The organism is Oscillospiraceae bacterium, assembly GCA_015065085.1.
In the GTDB taxonomy this organism is placed as follows: domain Bacteria; phylum Bacillota; class Clostridia; order Oscillospirales; family SIG627; genus SIG627.
Genome location: SVQW01000011.1, coordinates 1 through 25,096 on the forward strand (window position 1 = coordinate 1; position 25,096 = coordinate 25,096).

Sequence of the window (25,096 nt, forward strand, 5' to 3'; positions counted from 1 at the left end):
TGAAATCAGCCTTCTCAACCTGTATTTTCAGTGTTGATGTTGTAGCACCCTTTGCCCATGTGTCGGTCGGCTCGATTTTTTTCCAACCGTTTGTGTTGTCATTTTTTATGTACCACTGATAGGTTGCGGTTGCGCATCTTGTATGAACTTTAAATACAGCCTCTTCACCGTAATCCGCATAAACATCTTTCGGCTGACGCGAAAGATAAGGTGTTGCTTCCGGCTCTACACCATACCACGTTTCATATTGTGTATTTCCTGCTGCATCGGTCACATCGCAACGATACCACATGTTTTGTTCAAACTCGTCAGCATCAACAATGATCCTTACTTCGCTTCCCATCACGTTGTATTTATGATCATTTACTATCTTTGTGTATTCATTGCCATTTTCGAACTTATACCATTCATATGTATAGGGAGGTGTACCTCCTTTTACATGCATACGCATTGTGACAGTTTCACCTAAATTTTTTATGCCACCATACTGGAAGGTAAGCTTCATCGGAACCTTGAAGCCATAATTGCCCAAACTTTGTACTCTTGCCGTTAAACTTACCCCAAGAGTATCAACCACCCACTTATCATATGGGATTTCCTTCGGCTCTTCTATTAAAATTCCGCAGTAATTGCCCTGCTTTGCTTCGTCAAGGTTTTTATTGAACATTATAATTCCCGTAACAACGCCATAAACCTCAACGCTCTGTGATGGCATATGCATTGATACCGTTTCACCGATTCTTACAGCACCCTTTTCAACTCTGCCGGCAAAAGTATATCCATTACCTTCCTTAGTAAAGCTTTCAGGCTTGAAGATGAATACCTTTTCGGGGATTGTCAAAGATTCTGATTTCACTTCCTGACCAAGAGCATCTGTAATCTTGCAGTAGAACTGACTTGTTGTTGCATTGTCAATATCAAAAACAAGAGAAAGTGTATTGGTTTTAGCACCCTTTACATAATCGGATTCGGTAAATTCAGTAAATCCGTTATATCTGCCTCTTGTACCCCAAGAATATGTATATGGTGTTTTTCCACCTGATGCTTTGACTGTATATGTAAGCGTTTCTCCTTCATCGGCAGAATCAATCCTTTCAGGCTGAACCGTTATTTCAAAAGGCTCATACATATCAGGAGTTTCTTCCTTGGTTTCTGCCTTTGGTTCTTCGGGAACTTCAGGAAGAATTTCGGCACCCTTTGGAATTTCAAATAGGGGTTCTTCTGTTTTTGGTTCCTCGTTCTTAGGTTCTTCTGTCTTTGGCTCTTCGGAGGTTGTTCCCATACTGAACTTAACACGCTTTGTTTCGTCCATCATTCTTGTAATGATTGCCGCAACCTCACATCTTTTGATGTTATCCTCCGGATTGCAGTTGTGCTTTGCATCCACACCTGTCAGAATTCCCGCACGATAGAGCTTGTATATACTGATTGAACTCTCGTGAACCATAGGAACATCGGGAATAGAGCCGTCAGGAACATTGTTTATACCAATAAGAGCCTCATCGGGAATGGCATTTGCGAATATTTCCATATATCCTGCTCTTGTAGCCTTTTCATCAATGTTACTAACCTTATAGAAAAAGTTTTCTGTTATTATTCCGTGGTCTTTGGCATAATCAACATAAATTTGATACCAAGGATTTCCGCCGGGCACAAGATATACGCTTCCGTCTTTGTAAAGCTGATACATACAAGCCGCAATCTTGATTGCTTCAGCATATGTAAGATTATCATCGGGAGCGAAGGTTGTTTCGTTTTTTCCGTTGATAATACCAAGTCTTACCGCATTATCCACATCTTCGTAATACCAACTGTCAGGTTTTACATCGGTAAATTTAGAATAGTGCTCCGCATTTACAACCGATGCAAAACTCATAACCATCGTTAAGAATAAAATAAATGATAAAATTCTTTTCATAATTACCCTCCAAATTAAAAACTTCCGCCTCGTCCGCCGTGCGTTCTGCCGGAAGATGATGTATGTGTGCCCGAACTTGATTTCGTTTTTTCGGTTTTCGTAATCCTTGAATACAGAAACAAATCTCTTGAAGTCGTCAGATTCATAATGCCGGGCTTTATATAATTTGCCGCATAATCGTTTTCTACCGCCGTTTTCATTTTCTTAAGCTTCTTTTTCATCATTATTTGCTTCCGCGCATTTTTTGCAGCAAATTCCGCCGCCAAGCTCATCTGAATATACGGAGCAGTCCTCGCAGACCATATCCCCGCAAACTTCACAACGGTTCAGGTTCAATCGCACTTCGTTGTTTGCACGTTCATACGCCAGCCTATGTTCATTAGCATAAATTATTGCGCGGGCTTCTTTTTCGTCATTTGACAAAAAAGTTTTCTGTGCAAAGGCGCTGTTAAAATCATAGGCTTGTGCAGGAATAGGTTTCCCGCAACAGTCGCAGTAGAATGTAAACCTAAACTGCTTCATTGATGATTCGTCTGTGTATTTTTTTGTTATTGGACTAAGCATCGCACTACCTCCTTTGCTTATCTTTTGGTAAATTGCTTTTTTAGCAATTTACTAAATTACAAAAAAGTCTACTTATGGAAGTGAGCTGCGCGAACGACAGTCACAATAGTGACTTTTTTATAATATAATTTTACTTAAAAAACATTATTATGTATATTAGCCTTAGGGCTACTTTTAGTGATACAGAGGGTGGACCTAGGGTCACCATGGTCAATTTTACGCAAAAAAACCGTCCATTTTTCAATGGACGGCAAATTTTGTTTAGTTTAGATATATTTTTTTAATTTGGCATAGAGTTCAAATCGGTTTGTCACATTCAACTTTGTAAAAATGGAACTTGTATGCTTTTTGATAGTGCTCTCGGTTACAAACAACTCTTCTGCAATTTCTTTTCGTTGTTTGTTTGCAAGCAGTTTTATCAATACCTCTTTTTCTCTTTCGCTAATCTTAGTCATAATTTTCTCACAGGCCAATATGTGGTCAATATCTTTTTCACTAAAGAGTGCTGAGCTATCATCATCAGACTGAATTGTTCCTGACAAATATTCTTCTGCTTTCTTTGAAGTGTTTGCAATTATGATGCTTCCGTTTTCACCCCGGATGCCGTACTCTTGCAGGATACCATACAAAAGCAAAACGAAAAGCTCAGAAATCAAATAGGACACCGTTAAAAATTCAAATCCACGAGTAAAGAACTGTTCTGCAAACCATATTATAATACTGCACAGCACCGCACACAATAAGAAGGTTGTGTGGAGTGTAGATGTAATTTTCTTTTTAACCGCAGAGTGTATAATTACAATCAGCATTAAAGCAAAGTACGAAAGCAGATATATGTAGTAGAGTAAGTGCAAAGGGCCGTAATCACGAATAAGCCTTGTTACTCCATCTACAATCTCAATTGATACATTTTTATAATACCAAGGCAAAAGTCCCGGTGTAAGTGTTACAAAAAGCACTGCCAAGCTGACAACAGAAAGTGTAGGCAAAATCCACTTTTTGTAATTTAGATTACACAAATCAAATATCATTTTAAGCATTAACAACGGCAGAAAAACCTGCCCTAAATACGCTACCCTGTTACCATTAAGGGCAAAGGAAAGGCTTGGTGCAACCGAAATCAGAAACTGTCCCAGGTTACACACGAACACCGATATAAATAAAAGCAATAAACATATATCTTTTTTTCTATCAACTGCGAGGCACACACCAATCAAAAACAGCGATATGACGCAGAGGATTCCATAAGCTATACTCATTTCAAATTCCTCCATCATATATTTGTATTGTCAGATAAGTCTATTTCTATTCCGTTTCTTTGACAGAAGGAGTAGAACTTGCCGAGCAGAGCAAGCTGTGGCTTTCTGTTTTCACGTTCCCATCTGCTTACTGTTGCAAAGGAAATACCCATTTGACGTGCGAGCTCCTCCTGGCTGAGCTGCAGATGCATACGAACAAACTTTATCTGATCCTGAAAGTCCATTGTCTTAACTTTTAATACACCTATATTTTCCACAACAGCACCCACCTGAATAATTTTCATAATATATCACATTATAGCATAATTTATCATATTTTTCAATAATTTTAAAAAATTTCATCACTTGAGCGCGGTGAGATAAGAAAACAATGCCGACAAAAAGCCTGTTTCGGACATATTCTTTGTTGAAATCCTCGCGAATCCGGTAAAGGATTCGACTGCGGTTTCGCCTTGAATCTGTCTCAAAACAGGCATTTTTCGGTTCGTAGAAGTTTTTACTATATATTTTTTGATAATTTTGTTGTCGGGGTGAGTGCGAATACTTTACGTATTTAAACGAGACACGGCGGCAAAAGTGCAAAAAATATGACGTAAAAACCTTTGTTTTCTTTTCTCACCGCGCTCTTTGCACTATGATTTTTTGCAAAACATAGATAATTGATAAATATGAAGTTCAGATATGTTAAAATTTTTCAAGCGGAGTTCATCATCGACTTGGTTGTAAAATGACGGTACTTTTTCCTTTATTAAATCTTCTATTACAGAAGCAATAATAATTCTGACTTTTTCAATACTACTTGCATAAAAATCAGAATATCAGAACATCTCCTGATATTACAAAAAGAGAGCTAACTGACATCTAAATCAGTTAGCTCTTAATTTTTAGTAGTTAATGTTACCAAATCGTTGCCATTTTCATTTGAAAATGCCCGAAAACGGCGTGGTTATGCGGTTTTCGCTCCGCAATTCGTCATTCCCACTCGTTGCAGGTACTTGCATCTTAAACAATTTTGTTTAGAAGATATTGCGCCTGCTATTCTGATTATTTTGATTACCCATATTGTCTTAGCTGTACGATGGATGCTTATCAAAATCTTATCAGCGGTGATAAATCACCATGGGACGGTCATAACAGTTGTTTCGGGTGGTTGTCACCCCAACAATGATATTATACGCAAAATCGGCCGAAAAATCAAGATGCTGCGGTGATCTTGCATAACAAAACACGGCGATACCTTTTCAGTACCACCGTGTTCGCTTATAGCCGTCGATTGATCGGCGGCTCTATTTTAGTTTGATAGCAAACTCTTGCTTATCTTCCGTTAATCTGATAGCGATTGTATGTCTGCTTTCCAATCAAAGCAAAAACGGCGGCCAAAACAGCGTACACAACTGGAGCATACTGATATGCCGCCAAAGTGCTGCCACCAACAGAAATCGCAGAATAGCGAAATGCACCATTGAGCGAAACCAGATTGCTCGGCAACAGATACCATATTTCTGAAAGCAATTTCAGATTGGCAGGCATTTCCATAATAAACATCGTCACAAGCATAACACCCGTTATCGTTCCGATTGTAGCAACGCTGTTCTTTGTTAATTCGGACAACATCATAGTAAACAGGCTCACCAATGCAGCTCCGGCAAATGACAACGCAACCAAAATCAAAGCAGCCTGTCCAACCGTAAGGTTGAACGGACGTAGCAAGATAAATTGTAAAATGGTATTATACCCATCAAATCCATATAGGAAAGCGACTACCCCAAACATCAGCAGAGAGAGAAGCAGCGTAAAGCCGATACCAACAGTCAAACCCGCAAGGATTTTTGCGGCATATAATTTTTTCTTGCCCAAACGGGTACATAGAATTATCTGATCTGTTTTGCGGGTATGTTCCACGGTGAATACTGTGGAAAGACAGATTGCGATAAACATGATTTCCATACAGGCAATAAACTTCATCATATCCGCAATTTGCCTCCAGCCATCATAATATCCATGATAGACAATCGATTTGTCAAATGCAATACTTTCGGTTAGCCCTGACGTGGTACTTGCTTCTAACTGTGCATTTAGACGTTCATAAAACGCTTCACTGTCACATTCTAATATTTCTACACTTGCCTGTGTCCTCAATGTTGTGCCAATGAAATTATACACGTCCAAGTATGGCAATGCCCCTTTATAATTTCCATTAAAAATGAAATCCTCATACGCAAGGCGCATTTCATCAATCAGTGCTTGGTCTATTACTCTGCCGGAAATTTGCTCGGCAGATTCCCTTTCTGCCCGGTTTGCTTCATATCCATTTAGGGAACTGACAGAGTATTCTCTGTTTACTGGCAGAACGGCGCTTACAATGCCCCAAATGAGAAGCCCTATAAGCAGAACGCCTCCTGTGATCCAGACGATTTTCCTGCTGATAATTTTCCTTAATTCAAACTTATACAGCGCAAACATACTCACTCCTCCTCAAATTCGGCAAGGTAAAATTCCTCTAAATTTCCAATTTCATCAGCGGAGCCATTGTAAATGATTTGCCCTGCTTTCATCATAAGCACAGTATCTGCGATATGCTCAACATCCGAAACGATATGAGTGGATAAGAGAACAATGCTGTCCTTTCCCAAATCCTTTATCAAATTGCGGAAACGCACACGCTCTTTGGGATCTAAGCCTGCAGTCGGCTCATCTAAAATGATGATCTTCGGGTCATTTAGAAGTGCCTGTGCAATACCAAGTCTTTGTTTCATACCGCCAGAATAGGTTGCAATTTTCTTTTTTCTCACATCGGAAAGGCTCACTAATTCCAGAAGCTCTTTTGATTTCCTTTTGGCTTCATGTTTTGTCAATCCTTTTAGCGATGCCATATACATCAAAAAATCCCAACCGCTGAAATCGGGATAATAACCGAAGTCCTGCGGAAGATAGCCAAGCTCTGCTCTGTATTCCTCGGAAGATACATCTAACCCATCAAAAGTTACTGTACCTCCTGTTGGTTTCAAAATCCCGCAAAGCATACGCATAAAAGTTGTTTTTCCTGCGCCGTTTGCTCCAAGCAATCCATAGACACCATTTGTCAGTTGCAGGGTTATTCTGTCAACGGCAATTTTGTTTTCATACTGTTTTGTCAGCCTGTCAATGCAAAGTTCCATAGGAATCCCTCCGTTTTCTTGAATGTCTGATAAAGTTCTTTCGCCGTGAACATCATCAAGAGCAAGGCGATTACAGCCCACCAGACAAAATAATTTGTTTGGAATATGAAGTTAGCTACATATCGAAGTGTCACATTTGCCATACTTACGCAAACGGCTACTGCCATACAGCTGTAAATGGCTTCCTTATTCCGAAAACGGCGAACAATATACAAGCTGATACTTGTTGTCAGTAAATAAGGCACAAACAAATATACTCCTGTTTGCACAAAGGAGATACTATTTGCGATATGGCAGATTGGGGTTATGATACAGAAAATCCCAAAATTAAAAACACCCAAGATAATCAACCTTGCCAGCACAATACTTTTTAGCGAAAAGCGGGAAGCCATTTCCAATTCATTCATTCCATACAGCGTAGATTTTGCACTCTCTGTAATAAGAAGCAAGGCAAGGAATGGGGTAAAAGCAGATACGATCCATACCGTGTTCTCGCTTGCGGAAGAAGCTCCCCACATCGCAGGTAAAACGATCAGTAAGGACAACAGCCATACGCTTTTCTTAATGAAAGGGATTTGACTGATTATAAATGCTTTGGTGCTGATGTGCGGTCTGGGCAGAGCACGAACAAACTGTGCCTTGTCCCTCGGCGCAGGTGCATCAAAAGCCTTTGCAATTTGCTTTTTCAATCCTCTATTCATACGAAAATCCTCCTCTCTGCAACTCTGTTTTGAGATATTTCAATATCCTTGAGGTTTTGCGATATATAGCAAAACGAGAAAGCCCGGTGATCTTACATATGGAAGCGATTGGAAGCTCATTTGCATACCTCAACAGTAATATTTCCTGTTCGTCCTGCGGAAGTTTAGAAATCAGTTCTTTCAATGCAATGCTGTTCATCCATTCTTCCGTCGGGTCATAACTCGGATCATCAGTTGTTTCGCTTATGTTTTCTTTGCTGTTTTTGCGATATTCCTCGATACATAAGTTGCGGGCAATCGTATAAAGGTAAGGAAGTTCTTTACTGCTATCAAGACTTAAATTTTTGCTGAAATAACGCAAAAATGTTTCTTGTGTAATATCTTCTGCTGTTTGACAATGGCGGACTCTGAAATAGCAGTAACGGTATATTTTGTCATACTGTTCACTTAAGTCCATAGCGTTCAAAACCTCCTTTCACTATGTATAACGGTTTCTGCACATCAAATGTGCGGCTATTTCAAAAAATTTATTTGAAAGAGTTGAAGAAATTTTGTAGTAATATTATACCATGCCATTTTAATATTTTCGTGAACAAAATTACCGCCCGCAGGATTTCTCCCACGGGCGGCGTGTGGTCAGCTATCCAAAGGCTTGTATTCGGTTATGGTTTTCAAATAGGTTTCAGGATCGCCGTCCAGTATCAGCTCGGCATACGCTACCGGGTCATTGTAGATCAGATAGTCCAGCTCTGACCGCTGATACATATTGTCGGCTACTTCGTTCTCCACAGCGATTGTGTCAATGGCGATCATGCTACCATCATCGAATTTCAGTTCCACGCAGGCGGTATCCATATTGAACGCACAGGATAAGATTCTCATTTTTCTTGTCTCCTCAATCTTTCGGTGTTCTTCTTTGCCAGTTCGCTTGCAGCTTTGCGGCGGGTTTCGTCATAGGGTGCAGTCAGCTTGAAACCGAAACGCCCCTTGCTGACTTCAAAGGTCAGACAGCCGTTTCCATCATCGTCGATTAATCGGCACTCGGAGGGATATCGCCCGGCGTACTCGGTGAGCCTGTTTTTGAGTGCGGTATTGTAGGTGCAGACCTCGATCATGCTGTCTGCTTCGTTAAAATAGATGTTGGTTGCTTTCTGTTTCTTGGAAAGACCTGTTTTCATAAAACCTCCTGTTTTTCACGAATTTTTCTCAGCTCATCACCTGTAAAAGTGGTCTGATTTTTGAATGGGGAGCGCCCAAACGATGTGCGGGTACGATTTGAACGCTCCCATTTGAAAATTTGCGTTTTTTCCAGTTCTACACGGGAATCAGCGGGCATCGTCTCTGTTGCGGTTTTTGCCACGGCTTCCGCTAAAGAAATGCCACAGATTATTGCGAGAAATCACATCCTCATAGGTGCGAAGTCTGCTGCGGAGACGGTCATTTTCCTTCTCCAGATCCGCTGTGTGGAGCTTGCCACGGACGGATTTGTATTGAGCAAGTTCTGACTTGACTGCCGATAGTTCCGTTACCAGCGATTCAATTTTCGCTTTCAGATCGGCAATGGTTTTCTTGGCATCCTTCAAGAGCTTTTTCAGCTTGCTTTCCTGCTTCTCCTGCACCACAAATTTCTGCGCCGCTGTGACGAGGTTTTGGAAGTCCTCTTTGTCAACTGCCACCTTGGAAGTCAGCGGCAAAGGCTTTGCTTCGATCTGCTCCACGGCTTGAACGGAAACCTGTTGCTGCTGAACTCGCTCGATGCTCTGCTCCAGTTCGGCAAGTTCTTCTTTGCGTTTCTCTCGCTTAAATTCCAGAACACTCAGATGCTCCTTGTGTTCGCCTTTCTGCTCCCACTCAATGCCGTGTTCCAACATGATTTCTGCAAGGGCTTCTTTTTCTTTCTGCACCCACAAGTCACGCTCGGTCAGAGATCGTCCCTCGCCGGTGATTCCTTGATCGGCAAGAGCTTGTTTCAGCGATACACGGGTGGAGAGTCCTCGCTTGCTCCCGGTGGTAAAGGGAATGAAGTCGATGTGTAGATGGGGCGTGGCTTCATCCATGTGGAGGTGGGCAGAGTACACATGGAGCTGCGGATTGCGTTCAAGAAAGCTGCGGTAGAACTTGTCCAAGATGGTCTTTGCAAGCTCTGTATTCTCTCCGGCGGCTCCCATATCGTCTTTGTTTCCCACTTGAAAAATCACTTCATAGAAAGTTTTTTCCTGTTTGCCGTCACGGATTTTTTCGTAGTAGTTTTCGATGCAGCGGTCTTTGCGTTTTTGCTTTGCGTTAAATTCTGCGAGAGCTGCATCGAATAGTTGATGGTACGCTTCTTCGATGGGAGTGTAGCAGTATTCGATATTCAGATGGGTACGAGTCGGGTCAACATTTTCTGCAAGGTAGGTGCGGCGGTTGTGAGCAACAACACCGTCACCGGACATTGCGCTGATTGTTCGTTTTATAGGCGTCACCTCCTAAATAGCGGTTGTTTGATTGAAATTCCTTTCGCCGCCGCAGCGGCGGGTTTTGTTACTTTTGCCAAAAGTAACGCAAAAGCACTTTTGACAGCGGAGCCATCAAAAGAGCATTGCGCTCTCCGAGGGGGTATGCGGCTTCTGCGGAAGCCTCTGCCGTCTTTTTCGGCTTGTAGGTAGCACCCACATCCTCAAATACGGCGTGATCGTCAGCCTTTCCGCAACCGAATTTGCTTCAATGCCGCCGCCCACAGGCAGAGAAGATTTTGAAAATCCTCTCTGCCATCCATCTCAAAATCTGCGGATTTTTCGATGGGGACGGGAGATGCGGTGGGGTCTGTGTCAGCCAATGCTTTGCCTTGTCTGCCATTCACAGGAGCGTGGCACGCTCCTGTCATAGCTCCCAAGGAGAAGTAGTCCAGCGGTAGCTTTGCGGCACTCCACGGCGGTCAAGATATTCTTGCCTTGCCTGTTCCCGCTGTTCCTCGGTTGGGGCTGTCTTGTATTGAGAGTAGAGCTGTCTGTTGAGCAGGGCATCCAGTTTTTGCTCCAAGCCCTGCCGGATTACTTCGTCGAAATCGTCCTCGCCGTTCAGATGGTAAAGCACCAGATTGACGAACAGCTCATAGGGTATCTGTACGTTTTTCATTCGATTCTTTCCCTTCCTTTCCGTGACGGTTGTGACGATTGTGACGGTATTTTTGATACCGCCCCTGCTGTCATTTTAATCGTCACAACCGTCACCAATCGTCACACGGTCTTTCTTGCCAAGCTGATGAAGCTGCCGTTACGTGTACGTTTTACGGCGTATTCAATGCCGTGTTCATTCAGCAAATCTCCCGCTTTGACGTTGAGCCTGCGGGTCAGAATGTTGGGCTGTATATCCTCTTGTAAGAGAGATACAAGCTCCGTAGCGCTGCCGTTCCATACCGGGTTATCCTCGGTAATTACAGCGGCGATCTTGTCAAGCAGAGGGTCGGGAGGTTTCTTCCAAAGCTCCGTTTCCGCATGATCGAGCTGCCATATCAGTTTCTCGGTATCCCTTGTCAGGTGGAGCTTCTGGTCGGGTTGATCTCTGCCGACAATTTCAAGGGTGGCGCTCAGATCGGTGCGTTTTTCCTTTTGCAGAAGGAACGCTCCGTCTGCGCAGCCGAGCAATCCTGTTGTGCCGGAAATCATTTCAAATTTATCGCCGGCCTGTTGCTTTCGTGTGTGATGCACCAGGAGCAAACACACGCCGTTCTTGTCGGCAAACTGTTTCATTCTGCCTACGATGTCATAATCGTTGGCGTAGCTGTAAGCATCGGTGCTGACCTCTCGGACTTTCTGCAGGGTATCAATGATAATGAGCCGGGTGTCGGGATGGTCACGGATAAATTTTTCAAGCTGTTCATCAAGCCCTGCGCCGAGCTGCTTTGCATATACGGCGAAGTGTAAGCTGTCCGTACCCTCCACATCGAACATACGGGACATACGCTCCTGTAATCTCTGGTAATCGTCCTCCAGGGCAAGGTATAAAACCGTGCCTTGGTGGACATCATAATCCCAGAGCTTTTGTCCGGTGCTGATGTGGTAGGCAAGCTGTGCCATAAAGAACGACTTGCCAACCTTGGGCGCTCCTGCGAACAGGTAGGTGCCGGAGTAGAGCAGACCGTCTATGACGGGCGGTCTGCTTTGGAAAACTGTTTCGTACAGGTCATTCATGGAAACCGTATGCAGATATGCCGGGTCGTTCATTCTCTGCATCTGACGGTAAATTTCTTCAAGATTTTCCGAAGAATTTTCGTCGGGGTAATTGATTTCCGTGTCTTCGGTTGTTATAATATTGGTGTTACATAGTTGAATTGACTGCCTTTCATCTGCGCCAACAGATGAGCTGAGGGCAGTCTTTTCTTTTGCATCAATCATTCGCATCCTCTCCTTTCAGTCCCTGCATGGTGATGGCAATGAGGTCGATGGTACTGAGCAGTTCGTCGGGTACGCTGTCCCCGGCGGCAATGCGTTCAAGCTCTGCGAGGATCGCCGCCATTTGGGTTTTGAGTGCCTTGTGTACTCTCGGATTCGGCTGTACCACCACTTCACGCCCCATGCACTTGCGGTAGCAGTATTCCTGTTTGGGAAGTCCCGACAGGGCTACGGCTCTGTTCAGTTCTTCCTGTTCTTCCGGTGATACTCGGAAGCCTACCGTAATGCTGCGAAAACGGTTGTGTCTGTCTACGTTCTTTGCTGACATCAATATCACGCTCCTTTGTTAAGTTCGTCAAGTTTGCTTGCCATTTCTTTCTGCTTGGAGGGAAAAAGGTGAGCATATCGGTAGGTGATCTCAATGCTTTCGTGTCCCACTCTGTCGGCAATGGCTACTGCCGAGAAACCCATGTCGATCAGCAAACTGATGTGGCTGTGCCTCAAATCGTGGATTCTGATACGCTTGACCCCTGCGGCTTCTGCCCCTCTGTCCATTTCTCTGTGCAGATAGCTCTTGTTGATGGTAAAGATACGGTCTTTCTTTTTCAGCCCGTATTGCATCCCGAAGAACTCCTGCATTTCCTCACAGAGAAAATCCGGCATTTGGATGGTGCGGTTGCTTTTCTTGGTCTTGGGGGAGGTTATCACATCCTTTCCTTTCAATCTCTGATAGGTCTTGCTGATTTTTACTGTCCCACGCTCAAAATCGAAATCTGCCGGGGTCAGAGCCAACAGCTCGCCCTCACGGATGCCCGTCCAGTAGAGCATCTGAAATGCGTAGTAGGAAATGGGTTTGTCCATCATTTCTTCCGCAAACTTCTGATATTCTTCTTTTGTCCAGAACAGCATCTCTTTTCGTTCTTCGCTGCCCATGTTTCCGGCTTTTGCTGCCGGGTTGGAGCGCAGATCGTAAAATCGTACTGCGTGGTTGAAAATGGCGGAGAGCTGATTGTGCAGCGTTTTGAGGTAGCTTTGGGAATAGGGCTTGTGCTTTTCGTCACGGTAGGCAAGCAGCTCGTTCTGCCACGCAATCACATCCTTGGTGGTGATCTCGTTGATCTTGCGCTTGCCGAAGTACGGGACGATCTTGGTCTGGATGATATGCTCTTTGGTCTGCCATGTGCTTTCTTTCAGCCTTGCTTTGAGATCGGTGGTGTAAATCTCTACAAAGGCTTCAAAGCTCATATCCAGGTCTCCTGCGCTCTGCTGCTGGAACTTCTGCTCCCATTCCAGAGCTTCACGGCGGGTATCAAACCCTCGCTTGCATTTCTGCTTTCGTGCGCCCGTCCAGTCTGTGTACTGTGTGACCACATACCATGTTCCGCTTTCTTTGTTCTTATAAGCCGGCATTTTCTTCGCTCCTTTCTGCTCCATAGAGCCTTTCATTGAAATACTGACGGTTTACTCGTCCTGCAACGGTGATATAGCCTTTCGCTTCCAACTCTCGGTTGAGCTTACGCATGAGCTTGTATGCGTGGGATTCCGAAATCTCCAGCACCCTTGCAACTTCGTCCACTCTGATGAATTTCTTTTCCATTCAATTCCTCCTTTTTTGATTTTTGGGTATAATATTCCTTGTTTAGTGTCGGAATACTTTCTGGCCGCCATCCGATTTGCCCGGGCGGATAAACCTTCAACGACATGTTGTTAGGGGTTTGTCTCTCTAACTTAAACATATCTGTTTAGGTTTACAGCATCATTATACTAAACAAATTCCGTTATGTCAAGAGGTTTTCGAGAAAATATTAAATAATTTTGTTTAAGCTATCTTGACAGGCACTAAACATTTATGTTATAATGATGACAACAATCCGAAAGGGAGAGAAAACTATGGCAATCGGTGAAAGAATCCGTTTTATACGCAATCTGCGTGGCATGACGCAGAAGTGGCTCGGTCAAGCCGTGGGATTTCCCCAAAAGACCGCTGATATTCGTATGGCTCAGTATGAGTCCGGCTCCAGAACACCCAAGGAAGATTTGGTAAAAGCTCTTGCGAATGTTCTGGAGGTTTCTCCTTTGGCTCTGAACATCCCCGACATCGACAGCAATCTCGGCTTTATCCATACTCTTTTCGCTATCGAGGATATTCATGGTGTGAGAGCTGAAAAGCAGGGAGACGAGGTACATATCGTCTTTGATGGCAGCAAGCGCACAATGGACGAGTCCATTTTCAAAATGCTTACCGCATGGGCTGACCAAGCCGAAAAGCTGAAAAACGGAGAAATCAGCAAAGATCAGTATGACCGTTGGCGTTATACATTCCCGGCAGAGGACACCACTCAGATTTGGGCGAAAGTGCCTTCACAGGAACTCAGCGATATGTTGATCGCTGCGCTGAAAGAGGAAGAAAAATAAACCCTCTACTTACCATCTTTTTCAGCCCCTTTTTTCAACCCTTTTTCGGCATTTTCTTGATTATTTACAAAAAGTTCACAAGTGTAGCCGAAAATGAACGACAAAAAGCCCGTACTGACATCCGATCAGTACGGGCTTAAATGTTAATATGGGTATTTTGTGAGGTGATTGAAATTATTCTTTACTCACAAGCCACTCGCAACGCAGAATAATCGCATTGGAGGGCATTCTTATCAAAACCTTATCAGAAGAAGTGGTCGAAGTCCGAAAAGCCTTGATATTACTGGGTTTTTCGGCTTTTTCAAATTATTCCCACTCGATAGTGCCGGTGGGCTTGGGGGTGAGGTCGAGGAGGACGCGGTTGATGCCCTCTACTTCGGAGGTGATGCGTGCGGTTATCTTGTGGAGAACGGGGTAGGGGATTTCTTCGATGGTGGCGGTCATGGCATCCTTGGTGTTTACGGCGCGGATGATGGCGGGCCAGCCTTCGTAACGGCTTTCGTTACGTACGCCTACGCTCTTGATGTCGGGAATGGCAACGAAGTACTGCCATACCTTTTCGGCAAGTCCGCAGTTGTCGAATTCCTCACGCAGAATTGCGTCTGCTTCGCGGAGCGCTTCGAGACGGTCGCGGGTGATTGCTCCCAGACATCTTACGCCCAGACCGGGGCCGGGGAACGGCTGGCGGTAAACCATTGCGTGGGGGAGGCCCAGAGCTTCGCCCACAACTCTTACCTCGTCCTTGAACAGGAGCTTAATCGGCTCAACAAGCTGGAATTTCAGGTCTTCAGGCAGACCGCCTACGTTGTGGTGGGATTTTACTGCCTTTTTGCCCTCAGCCTGCTTGATGCTTTCCAGAATGTCGGGATAAATGGTGCCTTGCGCCAAGAAAGTGACATCCTCCAGTTTTCTCGCCTCGTCGGCAAATACGTTTATAAATTCGCCGCCGATGATTTTTCTTTTCTTTTCGGGGTCGGCAACACCAGCCAGCAGGTTCAGGAAGCGGTCGGTGGCATCAACATAGATGAGGTTGGCATCCAGTTCGTCCTTGAACAGCTTTATAACATTCTCGGACTCATTTTTTCTCATGAGACCGTGGTTAACGTGTACGCAGACAAGCTGTTTGCCGATAGCCTTTATAAGCAGTGCGGCAACAACCGAGCTGTCAACACCTCCGGAAAGCGCCAAAAGAACCTTTTTGTCGCCCACCTGCTCTCTGACAAGTGCAATCTGCTCAGCAATAAATGCATCGGCAAGCTCTTTGGTGGTTATGCGAGCCATAGAATCGGGTCTTACATTAGTATTCATAAATTTCTCCGTTTCTCCGGCGATATGCCGGATTTTATCATCAGAATAGTATTTCGGTTTTAAAGCAGTGTTTTTCGCTGCTCTTCGGGGGTGAGAGGATGAATGTCGGATGGTGCAATGTCAAATACCGTCTTGCAGCCCTTTTGTCCCCGGTTGTTGAGACGTACCGCCGCTCTTGCGTATGCGGTAAGCACACCGGAGGTGAATTCCGGGTTGGAATCAAGTTTCAGACTGAATTCGATAAGATGTGAATTCTCGTTATCAAATCCTGTTTTACCGCTTCGGATGACCTTTCCGCCGTGGGGGATTCCGCTGTGGCTGCGCTTTAATTCCTCTTCGGTTATAAAGGTTACGGTGGTGTCGTAATCGGCAAAATAGTTGGGCATTGTTTTTATTGTGTTTTCGATATATTCAAGGTCGGCACCCTCCTCGGCAACCACAAAGCACTCGCGTGTGTGCTTCTGACGTGTGGTGAGCTGAGGATTCTTTCCGCTTCTTACCGCTTCCAGCGCTTCGGGAACGGGCACGGTGTACTGTCTGGCATCCTTAACACCGTCAATACGGCGAATGGCATCCGAATGTCCCTGGCTGACGCCCTTGCCCCAGAAGGTGTAATCCTGTCCGTCGGGAAGTACCGCCTGGGAAATCAGGCGGTTGAGAGAGAAGAGACCGGGATCCCAACCTACCGATATTATTGCTATTTTTCCGCTTTCCTGCGCTGTTTTATCAACATTCGCAAAGTGCTCGGGGATTTTGGCATGTGTGTCAAAGCTGTCGATGACGTTGAAATATTTCGCAAGCTCGGGAGTTTGCTCGGGGAGGTCTGTGGCACTTCCGCCGCAGATGATAGCAACGTCAATATCATCTTTCATTTTGTATGCATCGCTCATGGAAAAGACGGGAACACCGCTTTTGGTCTTGACAGAGGAGGGGTCGCGGCGTGTGAAAACGCCCACCAGCTTCATGTCACTGCACTTAGAAACGGCACATTCCGCACCTTTGCCCAGATTACCGTAGCCTGCTATGGCAACTCTGATGATGCTGTTGTTCATAAAATCACCTTCAATGATAAAATAGATAATAAATTATAACACAATTTCGCGAAATATACAATAGAATTTTTGAAAAAATATTGTGCAGAATAAAACTTTGTTTTTTATTGTTGCATTACACACTTAAACTTTTTTGAGATATATTTAAAACAGGTATTGATTTATTCTCATTTTTGGAATATAATATAAAGGATATGACTAAATCTTGATTGAAGGATACATACATGGTTTATAACAACATTCTGGAAGCTATGGGTAATACACCCATAATAAAGCTTCAGCGTCTGTGCCCAAAGAACGGTGCGGATATACTTGTAAAATTCGAGGGACTTAATGTGGGCGGTTCAATAAAGACCCGTACCGCGTATAATATGATATGCGATGCCGAGGCAAAGGGACTTATCGGACCCGATACTGTAATTGTGGAGCCTACCAGCGGAAATCAGGGTATAGGTCTTGCTCTTGTGGGCGCGGTACGCGGATATAAGACAAAAATAATTATGCCGGACTCGGTCAGCGAGGAAAGACGTAAGCTGGTTCAGCATTACGGCGCAGAGGTAATTCTGGTGCACGATGCGGGAAATATCGGATTGTGCATTGAAGAATGTCTTAACCTTGCACTTAAAATGAAAGCGGAGGACAAGAATGTTTTTGTTCCCCAGCAGTTTGAAAATCCCGCCAACCCCGCGGTACAGCGGGAACGCACTGCTCAGGAGATACTTGAGCAGGTGAAAATGCCCATTCATGGCTTTTGCTCGGGCATCGGCACAGGCGGAACAATTACGGGAATAGGGGAGATGCTTAAGGCTCATAATCCCGATATGACGATATGGGCGGTAGAGCCCGAGAATGCGGCAATATTGTCGGGTGGTTCTATCGGCACACACATTCAGATGGGAATAGGCGACGGACTTATCCCCGAAATACTCAATTGCGGTATTTACGATGACATTTGCATCGTCAAGGACGATGAGGCGATAGAGACCGCAAAAAAGCTTGCAAGTCTGGAGGGCATTATGTGCGGTATCAGCAGCGGAAGCAATGTTGCCGCCGCAATAAAGCTTGCCGAAAAGCTGGGCAAGGGTAAAACCGTTGTAACCGTTCTGCCCGACACCGCTGAACGTTACTTCTCAACTCCCTTGTTTGCAGATTAAAATTTGTAATTAATTAAAAAGCCTGAAACGGATTTTCCGTTTCAGGCTTTTATTGTCAATTGTATTGTGATTAATCGAAATCGTAGGAAATTTTAACTTTTTCACCTGTTTCGGCAGCTTTCACGATGGCACTGCATACGGCAACCGTCGACGCACCCGAAATACCGTCTGTTTTGATACTGCCTTTTCCGAGGACTGCGGCGCACATTTCCTTTACTTCCGCCGCCATATTATGGCTGGAAATGGAAACGGGAACCTTTATTTCAACTGTCTGCTGAGCGCGTCCCATATATTTGTCTTCGCCGCGGAATTCGTTTTTGTATATCGAAATGGTGGGGGAGGTGTTGTCGGTGATTATTGTGCCTTTTGTACCGTAGAGCACTGTTCTCATTGTATATAAGCGCTTGCATCCGATAGAGGTGAACACCTTGCCGTTTACATCATTGGGAAATTTGAGAAGTGCAACGGTGCAATCATCCACCGGCCAGTCGGTAAGTACCTTGCGGTTTGAGTATGCAACAGCCTCGGTGGGATTGCCTGCAATCCATCTCAAAAGGTCAACCGCATGGCAACCGCCGCCAATCATGGGATGACGGAGCTTTGCGGGGTCTGCACGCCAGCCGTCCTGACCGGGATTGTTGGCATAGTCGTGTGCATATTCGGACTCAACGAAGAACAGGTCTCCGATTTCGCCGGCGTCAACAGCAGATTTTGCCTGTACAAAGCCGGGGGCATATCTGCAAACCTGTGCAACCATAAGGATTTTCCCTGTTTCCTTTTGCACCTTAATCATTTCTTTGCAATCCTCAAGGTCAAGTGCCATGGGCTTTTCGCACATAACATGCTTGCCTGCACGCAGTGCCTTTACAACGCCGTCCTTGTGTACACCGTCGGGTGTGCAAACAATTATGACATCAATATCATCTCGCTTGAGCATCTCGTCATAGTCGGTATACCAGTCGGGAATATTGAAATCCTCGGCTGTTTTCTTTGCAATTTCTTCGTGTATATCGCAAACCGCCACTGCTTGTGCTTCATTAGTCTGATTGATTCCCATAAGATGACTTCTTGCAATGTTTCTTACGCCTAAAAGTCCGAATTTGACAATATTCATATCTATATCCTCTTTTGCTTTCGTATGTTTCGGTACGCATAGTATACCATTTGTGAATATAAATCACAATGCAAAAACTACACAAAGCATTGCAAAATCTCGGGTTCTTTTCACATGTAAAGCGCTGTAATCGGATTTTTTGCAAGAATTATATAACAATATTCACAAGTGCGCACTGTTATAGACTGTAAGTTTCAATGCTTGTTTTTTTGCCCATTGTTACGCATACAAGGGTTCTTTCGGTAACGGCGAGGGTGGTTTTCTGTCTGCCGTTGACAATATTGACTGTCTTTTTGTTGCCACGGGTGCTCCAGTCGGTGTTGAGCAAGAATAATTTTGTGTTTTCGCCGTCCTGCCACTGTGTCCAGAAAACTTCTCCGCTTGCATCCTCGACATATATTCCGGGAAGTGCTTCGGAGCAGAGCTTTGCAATCCAGCTTGAGGTGAAGCCCCGGAACTTTTCATGACCGGGGTATGCCCACAGAGTAAAGGTGTATACATAGCCTTTGCCTACCCTGTTGCGTACCAGCATGGGCTTGCCGGTAAAGGTGTCCCATGCCATAATTTCGGCACCGCACAGCTCGATTTCAGCCATAAGCGCCTTGCCGTCTTCCTCGGCAGAGTCGCTGGGCATTGCGGAAAGCTGAGGCTCGGGCATATTTTCACGGTTTTTGCAATTGAACTGACCGCAGTATTCCTCGCCTTTGCCGAGCACCTTTATACCGCATAATTCGGAAAGGTCACCACCGTTTATAAGTGAAAGGTCGTCCATGTTTTCGAGGAATTCACGCTTTACGTGGGTGCTGAATTGAGGGATACCCGTAAGCAGTACGCCGCCGTTTTGTACAAAAGCGGTCAGCTTGTCCATATCTTCATTGATGGCTGTATTCCAGCCCAGATTCATGATAAGCTTGTAGTTATTCATGTAGCCGGCAGAAGCTTCGGCGGGTATGCAATCGAAGTCGCCATAGGGGCTTCCCGAGAAGAAGAAACGGCGCTTGTCAAATTTCTGTCGGAAGGGATGTGTGCTTGCACCCGGCATAAGCACGTCAAGAAGCTGACGGCATTTTTCGGGCTGAGCGTGACCCCAGGTGGGATGATTGTTTCCGAACAGACCCCATACACTGTAATGAGGGTCTTGCTCCACATCGCATATAAAGCCGTTGAAGGGTGCGGCATAGCGTCCCTCAAGAAAGGCGATGTTTCGTACACATTTTCCGCTTCTGGGATGGGTTTTTGCAAATTTGAAGAAGCTTCGGGTCATGTCTCGTTTGCCTTTTGTCAGTGCATCGTCCCAGCTCTGGCGTTCCTCCTTGAACAGCTCGAAAAGGGAGTCTTCTTCATAAATGGTGTTGGCACCCATTATCCAGGGCTGCATAAGAGAGAGAAAGTACATTCCCAGGTGGTTTTCATGGTAAAGCTGATGGTTGTGCTGAATTGCGATATGAACTCCCCATCTGCCGTCGCCCAGCGCCTCGCAGGCAGGACGTGCCTGGCTGAGAAGTGTGGTGGTGTGTCCCACCATGGTTTCGGCACGTACAAAGGTTACACCCGCAAGATAGGAATATCTGATACCGCCCGAGGCATCGCCGAAGGCTATACGGTGGAATACCTTGTGGTTTTCGTCTATTCTGTCCTTGAGATACTTGGTATATTTTTCACTTGCCTCTTTCATATCTGCCGAAGCGTGAGGCTCCTTGGGGTCAAAGGCGTATACCGCGCCGGGAAATTCATGTCTTCCGCAGTCGTGGAACATTTCACCGGCACCTGCAATAAGCTTTCCGTCCATGAAATCCTCGTCGAAGCAGGAGGAAACATAAATTTTATGCTTTTTGCAGAACCCGCCCCATTTATACAGCAATTCTCTGTCGGAAATTTCGTTGAAGGCACGGAATACAACATAGTTGCCAAGGCGGGTGCTGTGGGTGTAGTCCAGAAGCATGTCCATGTAGCCGTTGGCATCATGGGGAACAACGGTCATATCGTAGCCCACCTTGACCGGGTCGGCTTCTTCCTCAATATCATATATCTCGATTTTTGCAGTATTGTTATTGCACTTGTACTGTGCATTTCCCGGCGTCGGAACGCATATTTCGAATTCGTTCCAGCCTTTTTCACATTCAAGAACAATATCTCTCGCCGCACCCGAAACGGTAAGCGTATCTTTTCTTACGGCAAACACCTTGCCGATAACGGTTTCGTTTTTAAGTGCCCACTCGGGAATAACAAGCTGACCGTGGTTGTATCTGCAGGGTCTCATGAGAAGTCTTGAGATACCAAGACCGCAGTCGGTATTGAGATTTTTGAGAGCAAAGGTATGGTGTCCGGGTTTTACTTCAAATCGTTTCCAGTCGTCCTCCAGCAGCTGCATGTAATCGTCGTGCTCGCGGTAGTAGCGGGTGAACTGCATTATTTTTTCACCGTCACAGCTCAGCTCCAGTGTGATGTGTGAGTGTATGGGCTCTTCGGTGATACCCGTACCCGGAGACAGCTCTTTGCCGCCGAGATGGTATTTTGCCGGAACGCCCATTGCAACAATGTGGAGAAGCTGTTCGCAGTAATCACTGTCCCACTCGGCAATATCTGCCTGCCATACGGCACTTTCGCCGGGGGCAAGCCAGGCAAGCTTCATGCGCGACCAGGGATGAACCTCAAGTCCCAGCGAGTTTATATCGATTTCAGTTTCACCCTTTCGGGGAGCGGGTCGGAACCACAGATAATCGGTTTTTGTTACCACAACCGAGCAATTCAGATACTTGGGACCCACCATAAAATCAAGACTGCCTTTGTTGATTATGTCTCTTGCGGTAAATGTGGTTTCAAAGGAAACGGTTTTAAGATGAAAAACGGTGTTTTCGTTTACCTCTGCCACAAATCTCACACCGGATACACCGCGCTTGGTACGGCTGATCCACGAGGGGGAGGACAGCTTTGTTTCCTTGGCGCAGTGGCCCGGACCGAACCATATTACGGGATAGTCCAGCTTGTAGCTTTCCAGTATCTTTCCGTTTTCACATTCCAGTGTTCCGTCCCATATGTACTGCGGATGGTAGTGTCTGCGTGAATAAAGAAATTGGTAACCCCAGTCGATTCTGAAATCAAGAGTCATTATTATATTCTCCTTTTGATGTTATTAGTTACATTTATATTGTATTATAACATGATATGTAACTTTTGTAAATATAAAATAGGAAATTTGTAATTTGTTAAATATTTACCCAAGGTATTGCAATTTTGCTAAAATGGTGATAAAATATAAAATGTTGAATAATATTTTATAAAGAGAGGTATACTACTATGGATTTTCTTTCTACAATCGAAGGTTCTCTTCTGGACGGATTCTTCCCCGCAGGTTGGGATTGGAAAAAGATCGACGATATCTGTGCTCTTTCCGCTAACCCCGACAGCATAATGGAGCGTCAGTCCTTCTGGAACAAGGATTTCGATATCGTTCCCTGCGATAACGTTTATGACTTCGACATGGTTCTGGGTCACGAAATCGCTCTGGAAATCAAAAACACCCGTGAAGAGGGCAGAAAGCTTGCCATGATTCTTCCCGTAGGTCCTATGGGTATGTACAAGTGGTGCGTATTCTTCCTCAAGGCTTGGAACGTAAAGTGTGACCACGTTTACGGCTTCAATATGGACGAGTGGAGCGACGCAGAGGGTAACACTCTCGAAAGCACCAATCCCGGCGCATTCCAGTATGCTATGGAAAATGCTTTCTACGGTCCCCTCGGCGAACTGACCGTTCCCAAGAACCAGAGAAACTTTGCTACCAAGGAAAACCTTCCCACATACCCCGAAAAGATTGCCGCTCTCAAGGCTGAGGGTGCAAAGCTTGTTACCGTATTCGGTATCGGCCGTATGATGCACATCGCTTTCTGGGAACCCCACTTTGCAGCTGAGTTCAATTCCGTTGAAGAATGGAAGAAGCAGACTCACCGCATCGGCGCTAAGATTCACCCCATGACCGTTGAGCAGAACGCTCTTACCAGCTTTAAGTCCCGTACAACTCTTGTTCCTTGCCGTGCCAACACCATCGGCCCCGGTCTGTTCCTTCAGTCTGACCGTGTAATCGGCGGATGCGACGGTACTCTCGGCAGAGGCATGCAGTGGCAGGGTCTGTCCCTGTGGACAACTCTCCGCTACGGTCCCGACATGTGGATTCCTTCCACCTTTATGCCTACTCTGCCCGGCAGAATAGTGTTCATTAAGGAACTGGCAGGACCCCTGGTTGCTGAATGCAACTGATTTGACGCATTATCGGTCAGATACATACGTTTCTTAATAAGACCGTATAACGGGCGGACGAACGTCCGCCCGAATTTATTGAATTTATATTTCAGGAGAATATCCAAATGCTTAAAAAACTCAGTAATGTAAAAGAGCGCCCCGTAGCGGTAATCGTTATGGACGGCGTGGGTATAGCTGCAAAGAACAAGGCAAACGCCATTCACTGCGCGAATACTCCCACTCTTGATATGCTCATGGGAAAATACCCCATGACCTCTCTTAAGGCACATGGTACAGCCGTAGGTCTGCCCAGCGATGACGATATGGGTAACTCCGAGGTTGGCCACAACGCACTGGGCGCAGGTCAGGTATTTGCTCAGGGTGCAAAGCTTGTTTCCAACTCCATTGAAAGCGGAGCTATGTATGAGTCCGACAGCTGGAAAGAGGTTGTTGATAACGTTAAAAATAACGGTACAACACTTCATTTCCTGGGCCTTTTCTCGGACGGTAACGTTCACTCCAATATCTCTCACTTAAAGCCCATGATCGTTCAGGCTAAAAAAGAGGGCGTTAAAAAGGTAAGAATACACATTCTCTTTGACGGACGTGATGTAGGAGAACGCAGTGCACTGGAATACCTTGATCCGTTTGAAGAATTTATTGCAGACCTGAGAAGCGCTGATTTTGACATAAAGGTTGCTTCCGGCGGCGGAAGAATGAATATCACCATGGACCGCTACGGCGCCAACTGGGAAATGGTTCACCGCGGCTGGCAGATACACGTTCTGGGCGAGGGCAGACAGTTTGCCACTGCCAAGGAAGCGGTTGAAACCTACCGTGCCGAAACAAACTGCATCGACCAGGATCTGCCCGGCTTCGTAATTGCCGAAAACGGCAAGCCCGTTGGTACTGTTGAAGACGGCGACAGCGTTGTTTTCTACAACTTCCGCGGCGACCGTTCCATTGAGATTTCCACCGCGTTTGAAGCGGTTGACTTTGATAAATTCGACCGTGTACGCTTCCCCAAGATTGTGTACGCAGGTATGCTGGAATACGACGGCGACCTGCACATTCCCTCCAGATACCTTGTTTCTCCCCCCGTTATTACAGGTACACTTGGCGAATATCTTGCTGCTGAAAAGATAACTCAGCTTGCAATTTCCGAAACCCAGAAGTATGGTCACGTAACCTATTTCTGGAACGGTAACAAGTCCGGTAAGTACGATGAAGAAACCGAAACTTACATTGAGATAACCTCGGATGTTGTTCCCTTTGAACAGCGCCCCTGGATGAAGTGCGCCGAGATAACCGACCGCTTTATTGAGGAACTGAAAACAGGCAAATACAGATTTTTGCGTGTGAACTTCCCCAACGGTGACATGGTTGGACACACGGGCAACTTTGATGCTACCGTGATTTCCATGGAAGCTCTCGACCTGTGCCTCAAGCGTCTTATTGAAGCACTTGACGAGGCAGGCGCGGCTGTAATTATTACCGCCGACCACGGAAATGCCGATGAAATGTTTGAAATAGATAAAAAGACCGGCGAGCCTAAGGTGAAAAACGGTGTTGCTGTTGCGAAAACCAGCCATACCCTCAATCCTGTTCCCTGTATTTTCTACGATAACAGCGCGGACTATAAGGTTGTTGAAGGAAATTACGGTCTTGCAAACGTTGCGGCGACCGTTGTAAATCTTCTGGGTTACGAAGCACCCGACATCTGGGAAAAGTCCATGATAAAATTCAACTGAATGTGATTTAGTGAGAATCGGTGAACCTTTCGGTTCACCGATTCTGTTTGTTCTTGTTTCGGTTAATGAAAACGATAGGGAGGACATTTTCTT

At 45.3% G+C, this 25,096-nt stretch carries 27 protein-coding genes; 4 read left to right on the plus strand and 23 right to left on the minus strand.

Annotated features, from left to right (window positions below):
• The 19 genes from E7588_07815 to E7588_07905 all read right to left on the minus strand — a co-directional run.
• The coding region (locus E7588_07815) for a hypothetical protein (protein MBE6689161.1) at positions 1-1,918 on the minus strand (1,918 nt) is incomplete at its 3' end.
• Between the two features lie 14 nt (positions 1,919-1,932).
• A complete protein-coding gene (locus E7588_07820; GenBank protein ID MBE6689162.1) occupies positions 1,933-2,142 on the minus strand; it encodes a hypothetical protein in 210 nt (69 codons plus the stop codon).
• Positions 2,123-2,482 (minus strand): hypothetical protein, encoded by a 360-nt coding sequence (locus E7588_07825; protein MBE6689163.1) that lies wholly within the window; start codon positions 2,480-2,482, stop codon positions 2,123-2,125. Before E7588_07825 ends, E7588_07820 begins: the two co-directional genes overlap by 20 nt.
• A 266-nt stretch (positions 2,483-2,748) precedes the next feature.
• Positions 2,749-3,759: a hypothetical protein gene (locus E7588_07830; protein ID MBE6689164.1), complete on the minus strand. Its 1,011-nt coding sequence runs from the start codon at positions 3,757-3,759 to the stop codon at positions 2,749-2,751.
• Positions 3,756-4,025, minus strand: coding sequence for a helix-turn-helix domain-containing protein (locus E7588_07835; protein MBE6689165.1), 270 nt, complete (start codon positions 4,023-4,025; stop codon positions 3,756-3,758). The genes E7588_07830 and E7588_07835 overlap by 4 nt, the downstream gene beginning before the upstream one ends.
• A 1,030-nt stretch (positions 4,026-5,055) precedes the next feature.
• Complete coding sequence (locus tag E7588_07840) at positions 5,056-6,204, minus strand: ABC transporter permease (protein MBE6689166.1); 1,149 nt, start codon at positions 6,202-6,204, stop codon at positions 5,056-5,058.
• A 2-nt stretch (positions 6,205-6,206) separates the two neighbouring features.
• The gene (locus tag E7588_07845) at positions 6,207-6,899 is read right to left on the minus strand and encodes an ABC transporter ATP-binding protein (GenBank protein ID MBE6689167.1); all 693 of its coding nucleotides are present in this window, start codon (positions 6,897-6,899) and stop codon (positions 6,207-6,209) included.
• Positions 6,875-7,600: a hypothetical protein gene (locus E7588_07850; protein MBE6689168.1), complete on the minus strand. Its 726-nt coding sequence runs from the start codon at positions 7,598-7,600 to the stop codon at positions 6,875-6,877. Before E7588_07850 ends, E7588_07845 begins: the two co-directional genes overlap by 25 nt.
• Entirely contained in the window at positions 7,593-8,057 is a 465-nt protein-coding gene (locus E7588_07855) for an RNA polymerase sigma factor (GenBank protein ID MBE6689169.1), read from the minus strand. Before E7588_07855 ends, E7588_07850 begins: the two co-directional genes overlap by 8 nt.
• A 179-nt stretch (positions 8,058-8,236) precedes the next feature.
• Positions 8,237-8,482, minus strand: a complete 246-nt coding sequence (locus E7588_07860; protein MBE6689170.1) for a hypothetical protein — start codon at positions 8,480-8,482, stop codon at positions 8,237-8,239.
• Positions 8,479-8,778, minus strand: coding sequence for a hypothetical protein (locus tag E7588_07865; GenBank protein ID MBE6689171.1), 300 nt, complete (start codon positions 8,776-8,778; stop codon positions 8,479-8,481). The genes E7588_07860 and E7588_07865 overlap by 4 nt, the downstream gene beginning before the upstream one ends.
• On the minus strand, positions 8,775-8,960 hold the full coding sequence (locus E7588_07870) for a hypothetical protein (protein MBE6689172.1): 186 nt from the start codon (positions 8,958-8,960) through the stop codon (positions 8,775-8,777). The genes E7588_07865 and E7588_07870 overlap by 4 nt, the downstream gene beginning before the upstream one ends.
• The gene (locus E7588_07875) at positions 8,926-10,056 is read right to left on the minus strand and encodes a recombinase (GenBank protein ID MBE6689173.1); all 1,131 of its coding nucleotides are present in this window, start codon (positions 10,054-10,056) and stop codon (positions 8,926-8,928) included. Before E7588_07875 ends, E7588_07870 begins: the two co-directional genes overlap by 35 nt.
• Positions 10,057-10,277: 221 nt before the next feature.
• Positions 10,278-10,466 (minus strand): hypothetical protein, encoded by a 189-nt coding sequence (locus E7588_07880; protein ID MBE6689174.1) that lies wholly within the window; start codon positions 10,464-10,466, stop codon positions 10,278-10,280.
• Positions 10,463-10,717: a complexin-2 gene (locus tag E7588_07885; protein ID MBE6689175.1), complete on the minus strand. Its 255-nt coding sequence runs from the start codon at positions 10,715-10,717 to the stop codon at positions 10,463-10,465. Before E7588_07885 ends, E7588_07880 begins: the two co-directional genes overlap by 4 nt.
• 101 nt (positions 10,718-10,818) lie before the next feature.
• Positions 10,819-11,976 (minus strand): AAA family ATPase, encoded by a 1,158-nt coding sequence (locus tag E7588_07890; GenBank protein MBE6689176.1) that lies wholly within the window; start codon positions 11,974-11,976, stop codon positions 10,819-10,821.
• On the minus strand, positions 11,969-12,301 hold the full coding sequence (locus E7588_07895) for a hypothetical protein (GenBank protein ID MBE6689177.1): 333 nt from the start codon (positions 12,299-12,301) through the stop codon (positions 11,969-11,971). The genes E7588_07890 and E7588_07895 overlap by 8 nt, the downstream gene beginning before the upstream one ends.
• Positions 12,302-12,306: 5 nt before the next feature.
• A complete protein-coding gene (locus E7588_07900) occupies positions 12,307-13,383 on the minus strand; it encodes a site-specific integrase (GenBank protein ID MBE6689178.1) in 1,077 nt (358 codons plus the stop codon).
• The gene (locus E7588_07905) at positions 13,370-13,570 is read right to left on the minus strand and encodes a LysR family transcriptional regulator (protein ID MBE6689179.1); all 201 of its coding nucleotides are present in this window, start codon (positions 13,568-13,570) and stop codon (positions 13,370-13,372) included. The genes E7588_07900 and E7588_07905 overlap by 14 nt, the downstream gene beginning before the upstream one ends.
• Before the next feature lie 293 nt (positions 13,571-13,863).
• Here E7588_07905 and E7588_07910 point away from each other — a divergent pair, with 293 nt between their 5' ends.
• Positions 13,864-14,388, plus strand: a complete 525-nt coding sequence (locus E7588_07910) for a helix-turn-helix transcriptional regulator (protein ID MBE6689180.1) — start codon at positions 13,864-13,866, stop codon at positions 14,386-14,388.
• Positions 14,389-14,694: 306 nt separating this feature from the next.
• On the opposite strand, the gene guaA is transcribed toward E7588_07910, so the two are convergent.
• Positions 14,695-15,696, minus strand: coding sequence for a glutamine-hydrolyzing GMP synthase (gene guaA / locus E7588_07915; GenBank protein ID MBE6689181.1), 1,002 nt, complete (start codon positions 15,694-15,696; stop codon positions 14,695-14,697).
• Positions 15,697-15,755: 59 nt separating this feature from the next.
• The gene (locus tag E7588_07920; protein ID MBE6689182.1) at positions 15,756-16,748 is read right to left on the minus strand and encodes a diaminopimelate dehydrogenase; all 993 of its coding nucleotides are present in this window, start codon (positions 16,746-16,748) and stop codon (positions 15,756-15,758) included.
• A 224-nt stretch (positions 16,749-16,972) separates the two neighbouring features.
• Here E7588_07920 and cysK point away from each other — a divergent pair, with 224 nt between their 5' ends.
• A complete protein-coding gene (gene cysK / locus E7588_07925) occupies positions 16,973-17,902 on the plus strand; it encodes a cysteine synthase A (protein ID MBE6689183.1) in 930 nt (309 codons plus the stop codon).
• A gap of 70 nt (positions 17,903-17,972) precedes the next feature.
• On the opposite strand, the gene E7588_07930 is transcribed toward cysK, so the two are convergent.
• Positions 17,973-19,016 carry a Gfo/Idh/MocA family oxidoreductase gene (locus E7588_07930; GenBank protein ID MBE6689184.1) on the minus strand — a complete coding sequence of 348 codons (1,044 nt, stop codon included), beginning with the start codon at positions 19,014-19,016 and terminating at the stop codon, positions 17,973-17,975.
• 178 nt (positions 19,017-19,194) lie between these two features.
• On the minus strand, positions 19,195-22,125 hold the full coding sequence (locus E7588_07935) for a hypothetical protein (protein ID MBE6689185.1): 2,931 nt from the start codon (positions 22,123-22,125) through the stop codon (positions 19,195-19,197).
• 188 nt (positions 22,126-22,313) lie between these two features.
• Between E7588_07935 and E7588_07940 the strand changes: the two genes are divergently transcribed.
• Together E7588_07940 and E7588_07945 are read left to right on the plus strand one after the other, a co-directional pair.
• Positions 22,314-23,270, plus strand: a complete 957-nt coding sequence (locus tag E7588_07940; protein ID MBE6689186.1) for a glucosamine-6-phosphate isomerase — start codon at positions 22,314-22,316, stop codon at positions 23,268-23,270.
• A gap of 107 nt (positions 23,271-23,377) precedes the next feature.
• Positions 23,378-25,003 (plus strand): 2,3-bisphosphoglycerate-independent phosphoglycerate mutase, encoded by a 1,626-nt coding sequence (locus E7588_07945; GenBank protein ID MBE6689187.1) that lies wholly within the window; start codon positions 23,378-23,380, stop codon positions 25,001-25,003.
• Positions 25,004-25,096 lie beyond the last annotated feature (93 nt).

Excerpts from the sequence above, each read along its gene's own strand:
- E7588_07820 (MBE6689162.1), bottom strand. The coding sequence starts at position 2,142 with ATGATGAAAAAGAAGCTTAAGAAAATGAAAACGGCGGTAGAAAACGAT.
- E7588_07825 (MBE6689163.1), bottom strand. The coding sequence starts at position 2,482 with ATGCTTAGTCCAATAACAAAAAAATACACAGACGAATCATCAATGAAG.
- E7588_07830 (MBE6689164.1), bottom strand. The coding sequence starts at position 3,759 with ATGATGGAGGAATTTGAAATGAGTATAGCTTATGGAATCCTCTGCGTC.
- E7588_07835 (MBE6689165.1), bottom strand. The coding sequence starts at position 4,025 with ATGAAAATTATTCAGGTGGGTGCTGTTGTGGAAAATATAGGTGTATTA.
- E7588_07840 (MBE6689166.1), bottom strand. The coding sequence starts at position 6,204 with ATGTTTGCGCTGTATAAGTTTGAATTAAGGAAAATTATCAGCAGGAAA.
- E7588_07845 (MBE6689167.1), bottom strand. The coding sequence starts at position 6,899 with ATGGAACTTTGCATTGACAGGCTGACAAAACAGTATGAAAACAAAATT.
- E7588_07850 (MBE6689168.1), bottom strand. The coding sequence starts at position 7,600 with ATGAATAGAGGATTGAAAAAGCAAATTGCAAAGGCTTTTGATGCACCT.
- E7588_07855 (MBE6689169.1), bottom strand. The coding sequence starts at position 8,057 with ATGGACTTAAGTGAACAGTATGACAAAATATACCGTTACTGCTATTTC.
- E7588_07860 (MBE6689170.1), bottom strand. The coding sequence starts at position 8,482 with ATGAGAATCTTATCCTGTGCGTTCAATATGGATACCGCCTGCGTGGAA.
- E7588_07865 (MBE6689171.1), bottom strand. The coding sequence starts at position 8,778 with ATGAAAACAGGTCTTTCCAAGAAACAGAAAGCAACCAACATCTATTTT.
- E7588_07880 (MBE6689174.1), bottom strand. The coding sequence starts at position 10,466 with ATGACAGGAGCGTGCCACGCTCCTGTGAATGGCAGACAAGGCAAAGCA.
- E7588_07885 (MBE6689175.1), bottom strand. The coding sequence starts at position 10,717 with ATGAAAAACGTACAGATACCCTATGAGCTGTTCGTCAATCTGGTGCTT.
- E7588_07890 (MBE6689176.1), bottom strand. The coding sequence starts at position 11,976 with ATGATTGATGCAAAAGAAAAGACTGCCCTCAGCTCATCTGTTGGCGCA.
- E7588_07895 (MBE6689177.1), bottom strand. The coding sequence starts at position 12,301 with ATGTCAGCAAAGAACGTAGACAGACACAACCGTTTTCGCAGCATTACG.
- E7588_07900 (MBE6689178.1), bottom strand. The coding sequence starts at position 13,383 with ATGCCGGCTTATAAGAACAAAGAAAGCGGAACATGGTATGTGGTCACA.
- E7588_07905 (MBE6689179.1), bottom strand. The coding sequence starts at position 13,570 with ATGGAAAAGAAATTCATCAGAGTGGACGAAGTTGCAAGGGTGCTGGAG.
- E7588_07910 (MBE6689180.1), top strand. The coding sequence starts at position 13,864 with ATGGCAATCGGTGAAAGAATCCGTTTTATACGCAATCTGCGTGGCATG.
- guaA (MBE6689181.1), bottom strand. The coding sequence starts at position 15,696 with ATGAATACTAATGTAAGACCCGATTCTATGGCTCGCATAACCACCAAA.
- E7588_07920 (MBE6689182.1), bottom strand. The coding sequence starts at position 16,748 with ATGAACAACAGCATCATCAGAGTTGCCATAGCAGGCTACGGTAATCTG.
- cysK (MBE6689183.1), top strand. The coding sequence starts at position 16,973 with ATGGTTTATAACAACATTCTGGAAGCTATGGGTAATACACCCATAATA.
- E7588_07930 (MBE6689184.1), bottom strand. The coding sequence starts at position 19,016 with ATGAATATTGTCAAATTCGGACTTTTAGGCGTAAGAAACATTGCAAGA.
- E7588_07935 (MBE6689185.1), bottom strand. The coding sequence starts at position 22,125 with ATGACTCTTGATTTCAGAATCGACTGGGGTTACCAATTTCTTTATTCA.
- E7588_07940 (MBE6689186.1), top strand. The coding sequence starts at position 22,314 with ATGGATTTTCTTTCTACAATCGAAGGTTCTCTTCTGGACGGATTCTTC.
- E7588_07945 (MBE6689187.1), top strand. The coding sequence starts at position 23,378 with ATGCTTAAAAAACTCAGTAATGTAAAAGAGCGCCCCGTAGCGGTAATC.